At 43.9% G+C, this 16,046-nt stretch carries 11 protein-coding genes; 9 read left to right on the plus strand and 2 right to left on the minus strand.

The window, feature by feature from the left end; translation table 11 throughout:
* Positions 1–12: 12 nt before the first annotated feature.
* The gene (locus tag ACFP56_RS12195; RefSeq protein WP_379234805.1) at positions 13–744 is read right to left on the minus strand and encodes a hypothetical protein; all 732 of its coding nucleotides are present in this window, start codon (positions 742–744) and stop codon (positions 13–15) included.
* 476 nt (positions 745–1,220) lie between these two features.
* Positions 1,221–2,702: a catalase gene (locus ACFP56_RS12200; RefSeq protein ID WP_379234807.1), complete on the minus strand. Its 1,482-nt coding sequence runs from the start codon at positions 2,700–2,702 to the stop codon at positions 1,221–1,223.
* A gap of 463 nt (positions 2,703–3,165) precedes the next feature.
* Here ACFP56_RS12200 and ACFP56_RS12205 point away from each other — a divergent pair, with 463 nt between their 5' ends.
* From ACFP56_RS12205 to ACFP56_RS12245, 9 genes are all read left to right on the plus strand, one after another.
* Positions 3,166–3,885 carry a hypothetical protein gene (locus ACFP56_RS12205; RefSeq protein ID WP_379234809.1) on the plus strand — a complete coding sequence of 240 codons (720 nt, stop codon included), beginning with the start codon at positions 3,166–3,168 and terminating at the stop codon, positions 3,883–3,885.
* 114 nt (positions 3,886–3,999) lie between these two features.
* Positions 4,000–5,475: an MFS transporter gene (locus ACFP56_RS12210; protein WP_379234811.1), complete on the plus strand. Its 1,476-nt coding sequence runs from the start codon at positions 4,000–4,002 to the stop codon at positions 5,473–5,475.
* Positions 5,476–5,622: 147 nt separating this feature from the next.
* Positions 5,623–6,060 carry an Hsp20/alpha crystallin family protein gene (locus ACFP56_RS12215; RefSeq protein ID WP_379234813.1) on the plus strand — a complete coding sequence of 146 codons (438 nt, stop codon included), beginning with the start codon at positions 5,623–5,625 and terminating at the stop codon, positions 6,058–6,060.
* A 122-nt stretch (positions 6,061–6,182) separates the two neighbouring features.
* Positions 6,183–6,893, plus strand: coding sequence for a LytR/AlgR family response regulator transcription factor (locus tag ACFP56_RS12220; protein WP_379234815.1), 711 nt, complete (start codon positions 6,183–6,185; stop codon positions 6,891–6,893).
* Entirely contained in the window at positions 6,890–8,191 is a 1,302-nt protein-coding gene (locus ACFP56_RS12225; protein WP_379234817.1) for a GHKL domain-containing protein, read from the plus strand. Before ACFP56_RS12220 ends, ACFP56_RS12225 begins: the two co-directional genes overlap by 4 nt.
* A gap of 192 nt (positions 8,192–8,383) precedes the next feature.
* Positions 8,384–9,919, plus strand: coding sequence for a methyl-accepting chemotaxis protein (locus ACFP56_RS12230; protein WP_379234819.1), 1,536 nt, complete (start codon positions 8,384–8,386; stop codon positions 9,917–9,919).
* A gap of 189 nt (positions 9,920–10,108) precedes the next feature.
* Positions 10,109–12,529 (plus strand): beta-glucosidase, encoded by a 2,421-nt coding sequence (locus tag ACFP56_RS12235; protein WP_379234821.1) that lies wholly within the window; start codon positions 10,109–10,111, stop codon positions 12,527–12,529.
* 12 nt (positions 12,530–12,541) lie between these two features.
* Positions 12,542–13,168, plus strand: a complete 627-nt coding sequence (locus ACFP56_RS12240) for a hypothetical protein (RefSeq protein WP_379234823.1) — start codon at positions 12,542–12,544, stop codon at positions 13,166–13,168.
* Between the two features lie 37 nt (positions 13,169–13,205).
* Positions 13,206–15,905, plus strand: coding sequence for a beta-glucosidase (locus tag ACFP56_RS12245; RefSeq protein WP_379234825.1), 2,700 nt, complete (start codon positions 13,206–13,208; stop codon positions 15,903–15,905).
* The last annotated feature ends 141 nt before the right edge of the window (positions 15,906–16,046 follow it).

Below are 16,046 nucleotides of genomic sequence, written 5' to 3' on the forward strand. Positions count from 1 at the left end.
CATTAGCCCGTATTATACAAGCCTCATCGAGCTTAGCTTGAACTGATTATCGATCAGCTTATAGTTCATTTCCAAGGTTCCTACCGTAATCGTTGGCGCAACCTGAAGCGAAAGCGAAAGAATAAGCTCATTTTGCTCAATACGATACGTCGTAGACTTGCCTACTACGATTTCTTCGAACCACATCGCAGCTTCATCATGCTGGTAGGTATAAGTGTACGCTCGTTTATTTAATTGCAGTGTATAAATTTGCTCGCTGTCGTTCTCATCAACGGTCGAAGTAAGCTTTCCTTTCAAATCAACAAAAGGGTTCGGTGGAGTGAATTCAGTAAAATTTTTGCGCAAAATGTGAATCTGTGTATCCACGACGCCAGTTCCATAGCCCTTTGTTAAGAACAAATAGATTTCATCCTGTCCATCCGCATTCAGATCGGTTACGACAAGCTCTGGATAATACTCCACATCAGCAACGTTTTGCCACTGATAGGTTTTTTGTTCCCCGTCAATATGAACGGTAATAGGTGCAATAGTTTCAGTGTCCTGCTGAACACCGGTAATAGAAACACGAGCAGCTTCATGCTCTGCTAGCAATATATCGGATGAGAGCTGTTCAACCATGACTGGTTCATTAGACGGCTGGACTTGCTCTTTGTTTGCATTATTTTGATTCGTCATGCTTGCACAGCTTAATAAGACGATGCCTAATAGGCCAAGCAGAATAAAGGTTTTCGTAAGCTTGGTCAAGGAGATTTCTCCTTTCTAGGGTATAGTTTTTTCACTAAATCAGATGATGTCCATTACTAAGACTACCAAATGTTTTGATATGTTGCAAAAAGTGGATAATGAAAAGGGAAAGCTGATAAAAGTAGATATGACATATCATTCAACACGACTAGTGAAAAATCCTCTTGATCATTGTATTACGAGATTGATACATTTTACAAAGCTTTTAGCAAAGAATGCCATCTATTCGTATAGCCGCACATGTAGACATGTGAAAATTAATAACTGGACTATCTATTTTTTCTTGAAAATGTAACGTAAATATTAATTATACACGATGAATACAACCTTATTTTATAGTTAATAAGAATAATTTATGATTATTTTAAGAATAAAAAAGGATGAAACGTTATCGTCAGCTCGGAAGTGACGAACGTTTCATCCTTTTTATCTATATAAAGCGGCACATGCTTAGGCCGTTTACGGGCTAATGAGCATTAGCTGTTGCCTGCTGCAGCTTCAACCTCGCTAAGATCAACGCCAAGCGCTCTAGCAACGCCTTCGCCGTATGCAGGATCAGCCTTGTAGCAGTTGTTGATATGGCGCAATTGAACCTCTTTCGTTGTTCCTTGCATCGCAGCTGCCGTATTGGAGAATAGTCGCTGCTTCTCATCGTCTGAGAACAGATTGAACAACTTGCCAGGCTGCTCATAGTAATTGTCATCATCGTCACGGAAGTTCCAATGATCTGCTGCACCGAATAGATCAAGCGCTGGCTCTTGATGCTCCTTGCTGCTTTCATTGTGTCCATAGCTGTTAGGCGCATACGGAACGCTAGGGCTGTTGTTATAGACGCGACCCGCACCGTCACGATGGAATGGGCAGAAGTTTTCAACGTTTTTCGGGTAGTTGACCGGAATCTGCCAGTGGTTGACACCAAGGCGGTAGCGCTGTGCATCACCGTATGAGAATAGACGGCCTTGCAGCATTTTATCTGGAGAGAAGCCGATACCTGGAACGATGCTTGCAGGTGAGAATGCAGCTTGCTCAACGTCGATAAAGTAGTTTTCAGGGTTGCGGTTCAGTTCCAGCACTCCAACCTCGATAAGAGGGAAGTCCTTCTTATACCACACCTTCGTTAGATCAAAAGGATTGTATCTCATGTTGTTTGCTTGCTCTTCCGTCATAACCTGAATGTACATTTTCCAGCGCGGGAAGTTGCCGTCCTCAATCGCTTGGAACAGATCTCTTTGGTGTGATTCACGATCTGCACCGACAACTTTAGCTGCCTCTTCATTCGTAAGGTTTTTAATGCCCTGCTCGCTGTAGAAGTGGAATTTCACCCATACGCGCTCGTTGTCCGCATTGTACATGCTGAATGTATGGCTGCCGAACATATGCATTTGCCGGTAGGAAGCTGGAAGCCCCCGGTCGCTCATCACGATTGTAACCTGGTGCAGCGCCTCAGGCAGGCTAGTCCAGAAATCCCAGTTCGCTTGCGGGTTGTGCATGTTCGTTTTAGGATCACGCTTCACGACATGGTTAAGATCAGGGAAACGTTTTGGATCACGGAAGAAGAATACAGGCGTATTGTTTCCTACAATATCCCAGTTGCCTTCCTCTGTATAAAACTTGATTGCAGTACCGCGAATATCACGTTCTGCATCGGCAGCGCCACGCTCTCCCGCAACGGTAGAGAAGCGGATAAACACTTCTGTTTGCTTGCCTATTTCAGAGAATAATTTAGCTTTTGTATATGAAGTAATATCATTCGTAACGGTAAATGTACCAAAAGCACCGGAGCCTTTAGCATGCATACGTCGTTCAGGAATGACTTCACGGTCAAAATGAGCCAATTTTTCAAGAAGCCATACATCTTGAAGTAGGACGGGTCCGCGAGGACCTGCTGTTAATGAATCATCATCGTTAGCTACTGGAGCACCAAATGCTGTGTGTAATTTTTTGTTAATATCAGACACGCTAATCCCTCCTAAAAATAATTTGAATATGAACTTATACTAAGTATAAATTATATTTAGTCTAAAAGTAAAATGAAAATCTGATGATAATTTTCTAATAGACGGTCATAGGCACAGGAGATATATAAAACAATAAACGTGTGAGAAGAACTAGCGGCATAAGATGGAATATATAGCTGAAGCATAATTGTAATTATGTATAGGATTGCAGAGCTATGAAGGTTATGTAGCGCTATTGCTATTCATGAGGAGTAGAGCATATGTCTATCATAAACGAAATAAATAGACTGTTCTAGCAGAGATAATGTAGAGAATTGTAGAATCTCTCATATATTTATAGCGTAAATGTGACAAGCTTCGTCCTGGAAATAAAATTGCTAAAGCAACGTGCTCTACCTGTAACATCAGCTAGTCTGTGAGCGTTATTAAAAGAAAGAAAGAAAGAAGGAAGGGGCGTGCAGACATGAATAAAGCGATAAGCATCCTGATTGTCATCAGTTTATTGTTGCTGAGCGGCTGTTCGATAAATCCTAAGAAAACACTCAACCCTGCTCAGTCAAGCATTGACTGGGTTGATTTTGTAAAGCTTGGCAGCGTACAGTACTCAGGCTTGTTCAGTGTTGTACTGCTTGAGCCTGAGCGAGTATCAGAGGAGGCCGCAGGAGAGGTCCGCTTCCATGTTGCAGATAATGTGACCAACCCAAGCTATCGCATACAATCGGGAGACGCTGCTTATTTGAGCAAAGGCACGAAGCTATACCAGGTTGAGGGCTACGATCCTGACGAACTGCTTGCCGTTGAAAGTTCGACGCATCCATATGGCTATAAGCTGTATGCCGCTGAAGATGCACGAGCACAATTCCATACATCCTACGATAAGCTCGATAAGCAAGCGATCAAGCATGTTTATCTTTATAGGGATGAGCAAGGTATGCCTGTTGAAGTAGCGGCACTTGACGCAGAGGAGAGCCAGACTTTAACGGATATACTGGATGCTGGCGTGGTCCAAACGAGCTTTACGCCTAGCCGTTCATTTGGCGATCCGATATATTATGAACTGGTCATTGATACTGGAGAGCCGATTGCAACATCTTATTCCCTTGTTGATGATGGCTTGCAGATCGCATTTTATTCATCTGCTACACGAATCGTTGATGACTCGATTCGGCAATGGTTGAATTGATCAAGGTCAGTAGTCGAAACAAAATTGACAGATTTTTGTTGCATTTCTTCTACATGTGCAGTGCAGCGTTTCATGTATAATGAAGAGAAAACAATAGATAAGGAACATGCACATATGAGTATAAGAAAACAAAAACTACCGATACAATGCCTGCGAGTGCTAGGTTTGCTGGACGGGATATCACTGCTCGTGCTGCTGTTTATCGCGATGCCGCTGAAGTATTGGGCGGGCATGCCTCTTGCGGTTACGATTGTTGGTGCAATTCACGGACTTATTTTTACACTGTATGCCTTGTCCATTGCAGCGGCGCAGCTCTTTATTCAATGGAAGCTTTATTGGAGTGTGCTCGCTGTCGCAGTTGCCTTTATTCCGTTTGGCAACTTTGTGCTGGATCGATATTTGAAAAAGCGAGAGGACTCTTTCTTGGCTAAGCCCATCCCTTTGCTATGGCTCGTGTACAGCATCATCTTCTTTACCTTTATTGATCTGTTTACACAACTTCCTGTGATGAGCACGTATGCTGAATCGCTAGGCGCTTCTTTAACGGTAGCCGGCTTTATTGTAGGAGCTTACTCTCTGGCTAACACAGGCGGGAATATATTAGCGGGTAACCTTACAGATCGCATCGGCGCCTTCAAGGTGCTCGCTGCGGGCTTGATTGGGACATGCCTGCTGCTCGTCTCCTACAGCTTAGTGGATTCGCCAGCCATGCTGCTCGTTGTACGGTTTGTTCACGGCTTTATTGGCGGCTTTATCGTGCCGGCTGCCTTTACATTTGTAGCGAATCAGAGCAAAAAGAATAAGGAAGGCAGTCAAAATGCGGTTACAGGAGCATTTGTTGGCGTTGCGGCGATCGTTGGGCCTGCATTTAGCGGAATTGTGGCGGCACGAACTTCAGCACCAACGGTTTTTCTAATTGTAGCCGCAGCTGGAGCAGTATTGACGGTCATTACGTTCATCTTCATGCGCAAGCTTGTGTTTAAGAAGGATGCCGAGCAGAAGTCCTTGCCTTTTGTATGGAACAATCAGGTTGGACTTTCGTTCGCAGGCGCGTTTCTGCTAATGTTCTCTCAAGGGGCACTGGCTTATCTTCTGCCGCTGAGAGTAGGAAAGTTCGGCTATGATTCCTCCTTTAGCGGTACGCTGCTCAGCGTATTTGGCCTTGTTGTCGTATGTATTTTTGTGCTTCGCACAAAGAACCTGTTTGACCGTATTGCACCACAGACAGGACTGATGATTGGCCTGCTTCTGCTAGGTGTGAGTCAGCTTTTGCTTGGACTTATTGATGATGTACGCATTTACTATGGCATTATGGCCCTATATGGCATTGGCTTTGCTTTCTTATTCCCTTCCATCAATGTATTGCTGATGCGCGGGACAACGAAGGAAAATCGCGGTAAAGCATATGGCTATTTCTATGCCTTTTTCTCGCTTGGTGTAGTTGCAGGCTCATCTGGACTAGGTCTGCTGCAGACGACAATCGAGACATTGTTTATCGTCACAAGCGGACTATTGCTATTCGGCACGCTTTCCATGCTGTTGCTGAAACGTACGCGTGATCGCGGCATGCACATGTCCAGTCCTTCATAACGATACCATCCATAAGGCAAGGGTCCGCGACCTTTGCCTTTTTAGTGGAAATTCCTCGTTGTTTATTTGCCTATTTTAATAACCGCAAGCGGAGCTATGCACATATATTGATCATGAAGAATAAAACACATTGGAGGAGGACTTTGCATGGCACTAGGGCCATATGATCCGTTTCGGCAATTAAGCAAATTCAGAAAGGAAATCGATAGCTGGTTTCAAGAGATGCCGCTCTCACTGGGACGCGACCAATTTTTCGGCGGTGTTCGCATCGATGTCTATGAAACAGCGAATGAAGTGGTCGCAAGCTGCGACCTGCCTGGCATTGTAAGTAAGGACGACATTACGATTAAAATTGATCGCAATGTTCTTCATATCGCTGGTACAGTGAAACGATTCAATGACATACAGGATGAGCAGATTCATCGACAGGAGCGGTTTGTAGGCAGCTTCCAGCGATCAGTAACCTTGCCTTGTGCTGTGTCGCAGGATGATATCAAGGCCGTATACAAAAACGGTGTGCTGGAAGTAAGGATGCCGAAGTCGCAGGACAGCACGAGCAATCGCATTGAGGTAGAGTTTGATTAAGCAATTCGCAATTAATTTTGACACCACCCGATCAAGGGTGGTATTTTTGTTTCATCCATGAACAATCTAACAATGATCGAGCCCCTATCATTTAACCAACATGATGAAAAGGAGGGACATAGATGATACGTATTGCTATTGTCGAAGATGAAGCCCATTACAAGGATCAGCTGATGGAGTATTTACATAAATTCGAACAAGAGCTGGGCGAGCATATCGAGATCGCGACATATGCAGATGGAGATGAATTTGTAGAGGATTATAAGGCCCAATTTGACATCATTTTAATGGATGTGCAAATGCGATTTATGGATGGCATGTCGGCAGCAGAGGAAATTAGAAAGGTCGACTCAGAAGTTGTCATCATCTTTATTACAAATATGGCGCAATATGCAATTAAAGGATACGCAGTCGATGCGCTTGATTATGTTTTGAAGCCGATCTCATATTTCCAATTTTCACAGCGCTTAAATCGTGCGATTGAACGGATGAAAAGGCGTGAGGAGCATTTTATTACGATAAAAATAAAAGGCGGGGTAAAGCGCTTCCAGATTTCGGATATTTATTATATTGAGAGTCAGGGTCATAAGCTTATTTTCTATACGAAAACAGGAGAAGTGGAAACTTCAGGGACGATGAAGGAGCTGGAGGAGCAGCTGGAAGGGTATCATTTTTTCCGCGGCAATAAAGGCTACTTTATTAATTTGGAGCATGTAGAAGGGATGGACGATATATTCGCCATTGTGAAAGGCAATCAGCTGCTCATTAGTCGTCCCAAGCGCAAAGCCTTCATGGAAGCCTTATCGAATTATTGGGGAGAAGTGATCAAATGAACACGGTGCTCCCGGAAATACCTCGATTGTATACGGCATTAGCGGAATGGCTTGCATGCATGATCTATATATTGCCATTGAGAAAGCGTCTTAAAGGCTGGGGGCTGATTGCTTTTTCAGGTGGATTTCTAGTCGTACAGTCTTTGTTTTTGGTGCTAACGAAGAATCTTCCCATTTACTTCTGGATCCCTTGTATGATTGCAGCAATCGGCATTATGTTTTATTTCATTTATACGAGCTGTAATATTAGCGTGCAGGAAGCGGGCTATTTTAGCGTCAGAGCATTTGTAGCCGCTGAGTTTGTAGCTTCTTTGGAATGGCAGGTGCATGTGTTTATTTGGCAGGGCAAGCAGGCTCCAGTTTGGCAGGAAGCCTTGCTGCTAATTGTAATCTATGGGGCTGCATTTGCAATGATTTGGCTGCTGGAAAAACGGCATATCCCCGAGGATGGCAAGCTGAATATTAGACATCGCGAGCTTTTGTCAACTGTATTTATTGGCGCTGCTGTATTTGGTATCAGCAATTTAAGCTTTGTTAGCTCGCAAACCCCATTTAGCGGACAATATGCACAGGAAATTATAAATATTCGGACTCTCGTTGATCTTGGAGGCTTTGCGATTCTGTATGCCTATCATATTCAGTTAAATGAGCTGCGAACTCGCCATGAGCTAAAGGCGGTACAAAACATTCTTCATCATCAATACTCGCAATATCAGCAGTCCAAGGAAAGTATGGAGCTGATTAACTATAAGTATCATGACTTGAAAAATCAAATTATTGCGCTGCGTGCAGAAGAGGATGCGGAGAAACGAAACGCATATCTGAAGAAGATGGAGGAGGAGATCAAGTTTTTCGAAGCGCAAAACAAGACGGGGAATCATGTGCTCGATACACTGCTTGCCAGCAAAAATATGTTCTGCATTAAAAATGGAATTACGCTCACCTGCGTAGCAGACGGCAGTCTGCTGAATCATATAGACGTCATTGATATCTGTACGATATTCGGCAATGCGCTGGACAACGCCATTGAATATGAGCAGCGTATTGAAGAGGAAGAAAAACGCCTAATTCATGTTTCGGTGTTCGCACAAAAAGGATTTATTATGATTCGCTTCGAAAACTATTTTGAGGGAGAGCTTAAGCTGGAGGGCGACCTGCCTGTAACGACAAAGCTGGATACGTTTAATCATGGCTACGGCTTGAAAAGTATTCGCTATTCCGTAGAAAAATACGGTGGTGTCGTAAGTGTAGGACAGCAGGATAATTGGTTCGAGTTGAAAATCTTAATTCCGATGTAACGGGCATCTGGTTATAGGCATTTTTGTGAAACAGTCAGTTAAGTTAACTGACTGTTTTTTTGTGTCACAACAGTTCATGCAGAAATCATGACAGTTTATGCAAGGGATCAAGAGCTAGAGAGAACATATGATAGATTCAAATATGTGCCAAAAAATGAAATAACAGAGTGAAGCTAGAAAGGAGAAATAGAGATGGGTCGTATCGATGAGGTGTATTTGAAGCGTAATAAAGTGATCATGCTGTTTAGCTGGCTGTTGTTTGTTTTTATAGGATGCATATTGCTCGCAAGTGCAAGTATGCCGCTGATCGGGATTGCGGTTGGAATATTTGCAATGAGTTTGTTTATAACGATCTCAGTTTATATGCGAATATTAATCCGAAAGATACCTTATATTTTACTCGTTCTTTTAATTTTAATCTCAGGCATGATGAGTCTGATATCGCCCGAAGCTTATTTTGCAAGCTCTATTTTATGGCTTGCACCGCTTATGCTGTATCCCAACTACCGACTGACATTGATTTATAGTGTAGTCGTCGTAGCATTGTTGCTAAGAATTGATATGTCGGTTGGAAGGAGTCTAGCTGAGCTTTTAACGAATCGAACGACAGACATTCTCATCTATGCATTGTTTCTGCTTGTGAGCATTTTGAACGAACGACTGTTTTTGGAGGCGGAGAAGCGCACAACAGAAGCAATTGAGGCAGGGAGCAAAATAGAGAACATTATCGATGAAATTCGAAATACTGCAACAACGCTTACACAATATAGTGAGCTGCTTCGTGAAAATGTTGATATTACTGGGAAGCTATCGAACGAAGTAACTCAGGCATTCAGTGAAGTGGCCAGTGGAGTAGGGATGCAGGCTAGCAGAGTTGCAAGTATCAACACCACGATTTCAAGGAACAGCGAGCAAATCACAAGGGTAGCAGAAAGTGCAACGATGATGAAGGAGCTTTCGGTACATACAGCTTCCACAACAGATCGAGGACGTGAGCAGGTTGAACAGCTTAATAAGCAAATGCTTAGGGTGGATGCAGATATGGGCAATATAGTCTCATCTATGGCTATTCTAAATCAGCAAAGTGAGCAAATTGTCGGCATGCTGTCTGCCATTAAGGACATTGCAGAGCAGACACAGCTTCTTTCCCTGAATGCTGCAATTGAAGCAGCAAGAGCTGGCGAGCAGGGACGAGGCTTTGCTGTTGTATCCAACGAGGTACGTAAGCTTGCGGCGAGCTCTCAGACGGTAACGGAGCAAATAGGCGTTGTACTAACAGACATTCAGCGAACATGTCACTCGTTAACAGATCAAGTAGAAGCAAGTAAAAGCTCGATTGATCAAAGTCAGCTGTCCGTCTTAACCTCACAGCAGCTGTTTCAGCAAATTGCTGAAAATACCTATGAGGTGGTTAAGCAAGCGACTGAGGTTAATGAGAACACAGTACGCATACAGCATTCCTCGGAATCTATAGTGGATGAGGTTTCTGATATATCCAGCATCACGCAGCAATCCACCGCATCAGTTGAGCAAATATTAGTCAATATGGAGGAGCAACGAGAGAAGGTTAGTCATATTGTCGCGAGCTTTAGAGAACTTGATCGGCTTATTAAAAACCTGGAAGTTATAGCAAAAAGACAAAGAGTACGATACAGTTCATGCAAAAAACAATACAGTTTGTGCGGATTTACGGAGATAAAAAAAATACATGCTAGAATCTTTCCATGATAGCTCCAAATGTATATGCGGCATAATCGAACTAAAGCAGGGTGGTGAGGGAGTACGATCAACAGGAAATAAATGAATACGCTTTATTTTTTTGAAGCAAATGACAACAAATAGATTAGCAACGACAAAGAACGGATAGATCAATGAAGCATTAATTTTCAAAATAAGTGGATTAAGTGGAGAGCCTGTATGAAATATAGAGATTTAATCAAACATATGACGTTGGAAGAAAAAGCATCTTTAATGTCCGGCAAAGATTTTTGGCAGACACAAGAGATTGAACGGCTTGGCGTTAAAAGTATTTTTCTAGCTGATGGACCGCACGGTATTCGTAAGCAAGCGGCGGCAGCCGATCATCTTGGGTTGAATCCAAGTATTCCTGCTACCTGTTTTCCAACGGCTGCAACAGTAGCAAATAGCTGGAATGTAGAGCTTGGAGAAAAAATTGGACATTATCTCGGCAAGGAAGCCGTTTCGCAAAAGCTTAATGTTTTGCTCGGTCCAGGTATTAACATGAAGCGTGATCCTTTATGTGGCCGGAATTTTGAGTACTTTAGCGAGGACCCTTATCTCGCGGGAAAGCTGGCAGCTGGCTATATTAAAGGCATTCAGGAGCATGGCATTTCTGCATGCGTGAAGCATTTTGCAGCTAACAATCAGGAAGAACGTAGAATGTCGATTGACACGATTGTCGATGAACGAACATTGCGTGAAATCTATCTGACCGCCTTTGAAATCGCAATCACGGAGAGCAAGCCGTTAACGGTTATGTCCTCCTACAACAAGGTAAATGGCGCATACACCAATGAAAACCTCCATCTCATGCAGGATATTTTGCGAGAGGAGTGGGGCTATGATGGCGTAGTTGTAACCGACTGGGGTGGTAGCAACGACCGTGTTGCAGGGCTAATTGCAGGAAATGAACTGGAGATGCCTACAACTGCAGGCGAAACGAATGCTGAGATCGTAGAAGCGATCAAGAGCGGCGAGCTGGATGAAGACGTGCTGGATCAGTGCGTGGACCGTCTATTGGATCTCATTTTTACGACGGAGCAGGCGTTTGCTGGTGAGCATAAGCCGGTTATTGATGTTAAGGAGCATCATGCTGCAGCGCAGCAGGCTGCGGAAGAATCTATTGTATTGCTGAAAAATGAAGACAGTATTTTGCCGCTGAACCCGCAAAGCAAGGTAGCTATTATCGGTGACTTCGCGGATCAGCCTCGTTATCAGGGAGCAGGTTCGTCAATTGTTAATCCAACGATGCTGGATAATACATTGAATGCACTGAAGCACGTTAACATCAACAGCATCGGCTACGAGCCAGGCTATGATCGTTATGGCAACAAAAACAGCGCAAAACTAGCTAGAGCTTGTGCACTTGCCAAGCAGGCTGATGTTGTTTTGCTGTATATCGGGCTGGATGAAGCAACGGAGGCCGAAGGGCTGGATCGGCAAAATATGAAGCTTCCAGCTAATCAGATCGCATTGCTGGATGCTCTCTATCAAGCTAATCCGAACATCATTGCTGTACTATCATGCGGCTCGGCAATCGAAATGCCGTGGATTCATCAGGTGAAAGGCTTGGTGCATGGCTATTTAAGCGGTCAGGCAGGTGCTCTAGCAGTTCTTCGCGTCTTGACCGGTGAGGTCAACCCTTCAGGTAAGCTGGCTGAATCGTATCCACTTCGTTATGAGGACACGCCAGCCTCTCGTAATTTTCCTGGCAAGGAAGTTAGCGTCGAGTATCGTGAGGGGCTATTTATTGGTTACCGCTACTATGATACCGCTAATGTGCAGGTGCTCTATCCGTTTGGTTATGGATTAAGCTACACATCCTTCGATTATTCTGATCTGACTGTCAATGAGACTGGCGCGGAGTTCACGATAACGAACAGTGGCAAGCTTGATGGCATGGAAATCGCTCAGCTATATGTTGGATGTGCGACAAGTAGCATCTTTCGAGCAAGCAAGGAGCTAAAAGGCTTTACGAAACTATTTTTGCGAGCAGGAGAAAGCAAAACGGTTCATATTCCTTTTGATGACAAAACCTTCCGCTACTTTAACGTTAAAACCAATCGCTGGGAAGTGGAAGAAGCGAATTATACGATTATGATAGGGGCTTCAAGCGCGGATATTCGTTTGCAGGCGAGTCTGCATGTTGCAGGCAGCGGTGCTCCTGTGCCATATGAGAAGGAGCAGCTTCCTTCCTATTACAGTGGTCAGGCAAGCAACGTCTCACAGGCTGAATTCGAACAGCTGCTTGGCCATGCAGTGCCAACAGCAACGTGGGATCGCTCGCAGCCACTTGGCTACAATGATACGATTGCACAGTGCCAGTATGCGAAGGGGTGGATTGCGAGACTCGCGTTTCATGGGATTACCTTTGCACATTGGTTTTTACAGAAAATTGGAAAAAGAAGTACTGCTAACTTGATTATGATGTCTGTTTACCATATGCCGTTTCGAGGTATTGCAAGAATGACAGGCGGTATCGTGAATATGCCGATGCTTGATGGCATACTGATGATGGCCAATGGCAGCTTCTTTAAAGGGTTGCGTCATCTGCTTAAGGAAAGAAAGAAGCTCATGCAGACGGCGAAATCAAAATAAGGAGAGCAGCTAATGAAACAACAATCTAGAGGATTAATCAGCTTATGGAATACCTACACAGAGAAGCATCCTAATCTTGCTCAGTTTCTTATGTTTTTTCTGCTGAGCAATGGCGTAACCGTATTGCAGATAGTCGTCATGCCGCTGTTCAAATCCTTGTTCGGCAAAACAACACTGGTTGATACCAGCTTTCAAGTATTGCAGCTCGGCAGCAACTTTGATGGCAGTCCATACTTTGTGTTTGACTATGCGGCAGGTGCTCTATCAGCTGGAGGCGGCGGTGGTCTTGCCTATTTTCTCGCTGTTCAGCTGTCCATTGCCATTGCGCAAATCATTAACTTCTTTGCCCAACGAAATATTACGTTCAAGTCGAACAGCAATATATGGAAAGCAGCCTTTTGGTACATCCTTGCGTACATTGTCATTTCAATAGGCGCTGCTGCACTTCAAGGACTATATAAAGCACCAATTTACGATTTGCTAATGAATACCTGGGGAATGGGCAGTGCTGGAGAAACAACGGCTGATGTGATTACGATGATTATTAACAGTGCGATTTCATTCTGGGTGTTTTTCCCGATATTCAAAATTATTTTCAAGCAACAGCCTAAAGAAGATGGCGAGCTATTGGATAGATAAAGAGAGAGCACTGTAACACTAGAAAGGGGATAGTAAAATGAGTTCAATGAGCAAGAAAAAGCGAAACTGGCTAATTGCACTAGGAGCACTAATTGTTATTATAATTGGCGTACTTTATTATGCGTTTGTCGTTACATCTGCAGGCAACTGGCTGCTTGCCAAGTTTAAGCCAGATACGGAGGAGCAACGTCTTTCCTACACCACTGCAACAGAAACAATTGAGCAAATAACCGATGAAGGCTTTGTGTTAATGCAGAATAACGATAATTTCCTGCCACTCGCTACATCGGAAGAGAATAAAACGAAGCTGAATGTATTCGGCACACGTTCTGTCGTGACACTATTCAACTCTGGTGGTTCGACTGCAACGGATGTTACGAAGGCTGTTAAGCTTGAGGATGCATTACGTGATGTCGGTCATTACGAATTGAATCAGGATTTGCTTTACTTGCATTACAATTTTTATAAAAGCGGCAAGGTATCGATCAACGAAACAGCTGCACCTAAAAACCGCAGTGACTCAGAAATTTTAGGAGAAGTAACTAATCTGGCATTACCTGAAGTACCGGTAACCGCTTATACGGACAGTTCGCTCTACAGCGATGGGTCAACATTGCTTGAACAAGCGAAGGAATTCTCTGATACGGCTCTAGTCGTACTGGGAAGAGGTGGTGGTGAGGATAATGACCTAACACCAGCACAGCTAGCGTTAACTGATGAAGAAGCAGCGATGCTTGATGTTGTTGCAAGCGAATTTGCCAATGTTATTTTAGTGATTAACTCTGCCAATGTGATGCAGCTTGATTTTCTTAACAATTATCCAGCGATTAAAAGCGTGATCTGGATTAGCTATCCTGGTGAAACAGGAACAAAATCATTGGCTAAAATCTTGAATGGTACTGTTAATCCATCAGGTCGTCTAGTGGATACATGGCCAACTAACTTGATGAATAATCCGGCAGCCAACAACTATAATGCGCTAGATAATGATGGCATTATGACGGGGGCTTCCAATAAATACAACAACATCGAAGGCAACTCAGGATATTTCAGTCATTATGCAGAAGGCATTTATGTAGGCTACAAATATTATGAGACACGTCATGCAACGGACGACAGCTATAACTACGATGAGGAAGTGCTGTTCCCGTTCGGTCATGGACTTAGCTATACGAGCTTCAATAAGGATATTGTCGATATGAAGGAAGAGGATGGCACGATTACACTGCGTGTCTCCGTAGAGAACACAGGAAATGTAGCGGGTAAGGATGTCGTTCAAATTTATGCGAATCCTCCGTACACAGGTGCAATTGAAAAAGCTTCCGTCAACCTAGTGACTTTCAAGAAAACAAATATGATTGAGCCAGGGCAAACCGATTATTATTCGTTATCATTTAGTTTAGAGGAGCTAGCTTCTTACGACTATAAAGAGCATAAGGCGTATGTGCTTGAAGCAGGCGATTATGAGCTCATGCTTATGGAAAATGCACATGATAAGCTTGATACTGAGACATATAAGGTTCGAGATACGATTATCTATAATGAAGAACATGACGGCAAACGTCCTTCCGATCACCAAACAGCAACGAATCAATTCGACGATGCATTCGGAGTGGATGACTATTTGAAACGTGAATGGAATGCTGAGAGCCGTGCCTTTACTGGACCACAGCAAGCAGATTTCACTGCAAACCAAGACGTGCTTGATGCATTAACTGCACAAGTACCGACAGATGCGGAGCTAGGCTATAGCGAGGCTGATCTTCCTGAGTTTGGGAAGACGTTAGAGCAAACGATTATGCTCGCAGATATGAAGGACGTACCATATGACGATCCACGCTGGGATGAATTCCTGTCACAGCTAACGCTTGATGAAATGGCGAATATCGCAGGAATGGGTGCGTATCAACTACTAGCGATTGATCGTTTGGGTGTACCAAAAACGCTTCAGCCAGATGGCTCGATGGCAATAGCGTCCAACATTTATTCTGGTCCGATTATGGGAACAGAAGGGGTTGGCGTAACGTATGCAGCACCAAGTGTGCTTGCAGCAACATGGAATACAGATGCTGCCTTCCTGATGGGAACAAGCATTGGACAGGAAGCGCAAGCATTTGGCTATAACGGCTGGTACTCTCCAGCGATGAGCATTCACCGTACGCCATTCAACGGCAGAAACTTCGAGTACTATAGTGAAGACGGAGTGCTATCTGGTAAAATTGCCGCACAGGTTGTGAAGGCAGCGCGTGAAAAAGGCGTTATTACCTACATCAAGCATTTCGCGGTGAATGATAAGGAGAAGGATGCCCGTAATCAATTTTTCGTATGGGCGAACGAACAGGCAATTCGCGAAATCTACTTGAAGCCGTTTGAGCTGGCTGTTAAGGAAGGCGGAAGCTTGGGCGTGATGTCATCCTTTAACTTCATCGGCTTGAGCTGGGCAGGTGCACATCAAGGCTTGCTAACAGAGGTTCTTCGCAATGAATGGGGCTTTGAAGGACTAGTCATTACCGATGCTAATATGTATCCGCACATGGACCCAGTGAAAATGATCTATGCAGGCGGTGACGTATCGCTCGATGTGATGGCAGTATGGCAGGGTGGCGATAATCACAACAAAGTGATGCTCGCAGCAGCTAAGGACCCTGCTACACAAATCGGTGCAACAAAGAGCTTGTATGAGGTGAGCAAGCATGTATTGTTTGCTGTTTCACGCTCATGGAAAGTAACCGAATAAGATAGAAAACGCTGTTGAGCGGTACTCCTTCCTGGAGTGCCGCTAGTTTTCAGTTGGTGAGACTTTTGGTGAAATTACCCTTCTTATCATCGGCACTAGAATGATAGGAAGTGTGCTATACTTTCGGTATCTTATGCCGTA

This window comes from Paenibacillus septentrionalis, assembly GCF_042659865.1.
Taxonomy (GTDB): Bacteria; Bacillota; Bacilli; order Paenibacillales; family Paenibacillaceae; genus Pristimantibacillus; species Pristimantibacillus septentrionalis.

Excerpts from the sequence above, each read along its gene's own strand:
- ACFP56_RS12205 (WP_379234809.1), top strand. The coding sequence starts at position 3,166 with ATGAATAAAGCGATAAGCATCCTGATTGTCATCAGTTTATTGTTGCTG.
- ACFP56_RS12225 (WP_379234817.1), top strand. The coding sequence starts at position 6,890 with ATGAACACGGTGCTCCCGGAAATACCTCGATTGTATACGGCATTAGCG.
- ACFP56_RS12220 (WP_379234815.1), top strand. The coding sequence starts at position 6,183 with ATGATACGTATTGCTATTGTCGAAGATGAAGCCCATTACAAGGATCAG.
- ACFP56_RS12245 (WP_379234825.1), top strand. The coding sequence starts at position 13,206 with ATGAGTTCAATGAGCAAGAAAAAGCGAAACTGGCTAATTGCACTAGGA.
- ACFP56_RS12210 (WP_379234811.1), top strand. The coding sequence starts at position 4,000 with ATGAGTATAAGAAAACAAAAACTACCGATACAATGCCTGCGAGTGCTA.
- ACFP56_RS12240 (WP_379234823.1), top strand. The coding sequence starts at position 12,542 with ATGAAACAACAATCTAGAGGATTAATCAGCTTATGGAATACCTACACA.
- ACFP56_RS12215 (WP_379234813.1), top strand. The coding sequence starts at position 5,623 with ATGGCACTAGGGCCATATGATCCGTTTCGGCAATTAAGCAAATTCAGA.
- ACFP56_RS12230 (WP_379234819.1), top strand. The coding sequence starts at position 8,384 with ATGGGTCGTATCGATGAGGTGTATTTGAAGCGTAATAAAGTGATCATG.
- ACFP56_RS12235 (WP_379234821.1), top strand. The coding sequence starts at position 10,109 with ATGAAATATAGAGATTTAATCAAACATATGACGTTGGAAGAAAAAGCA.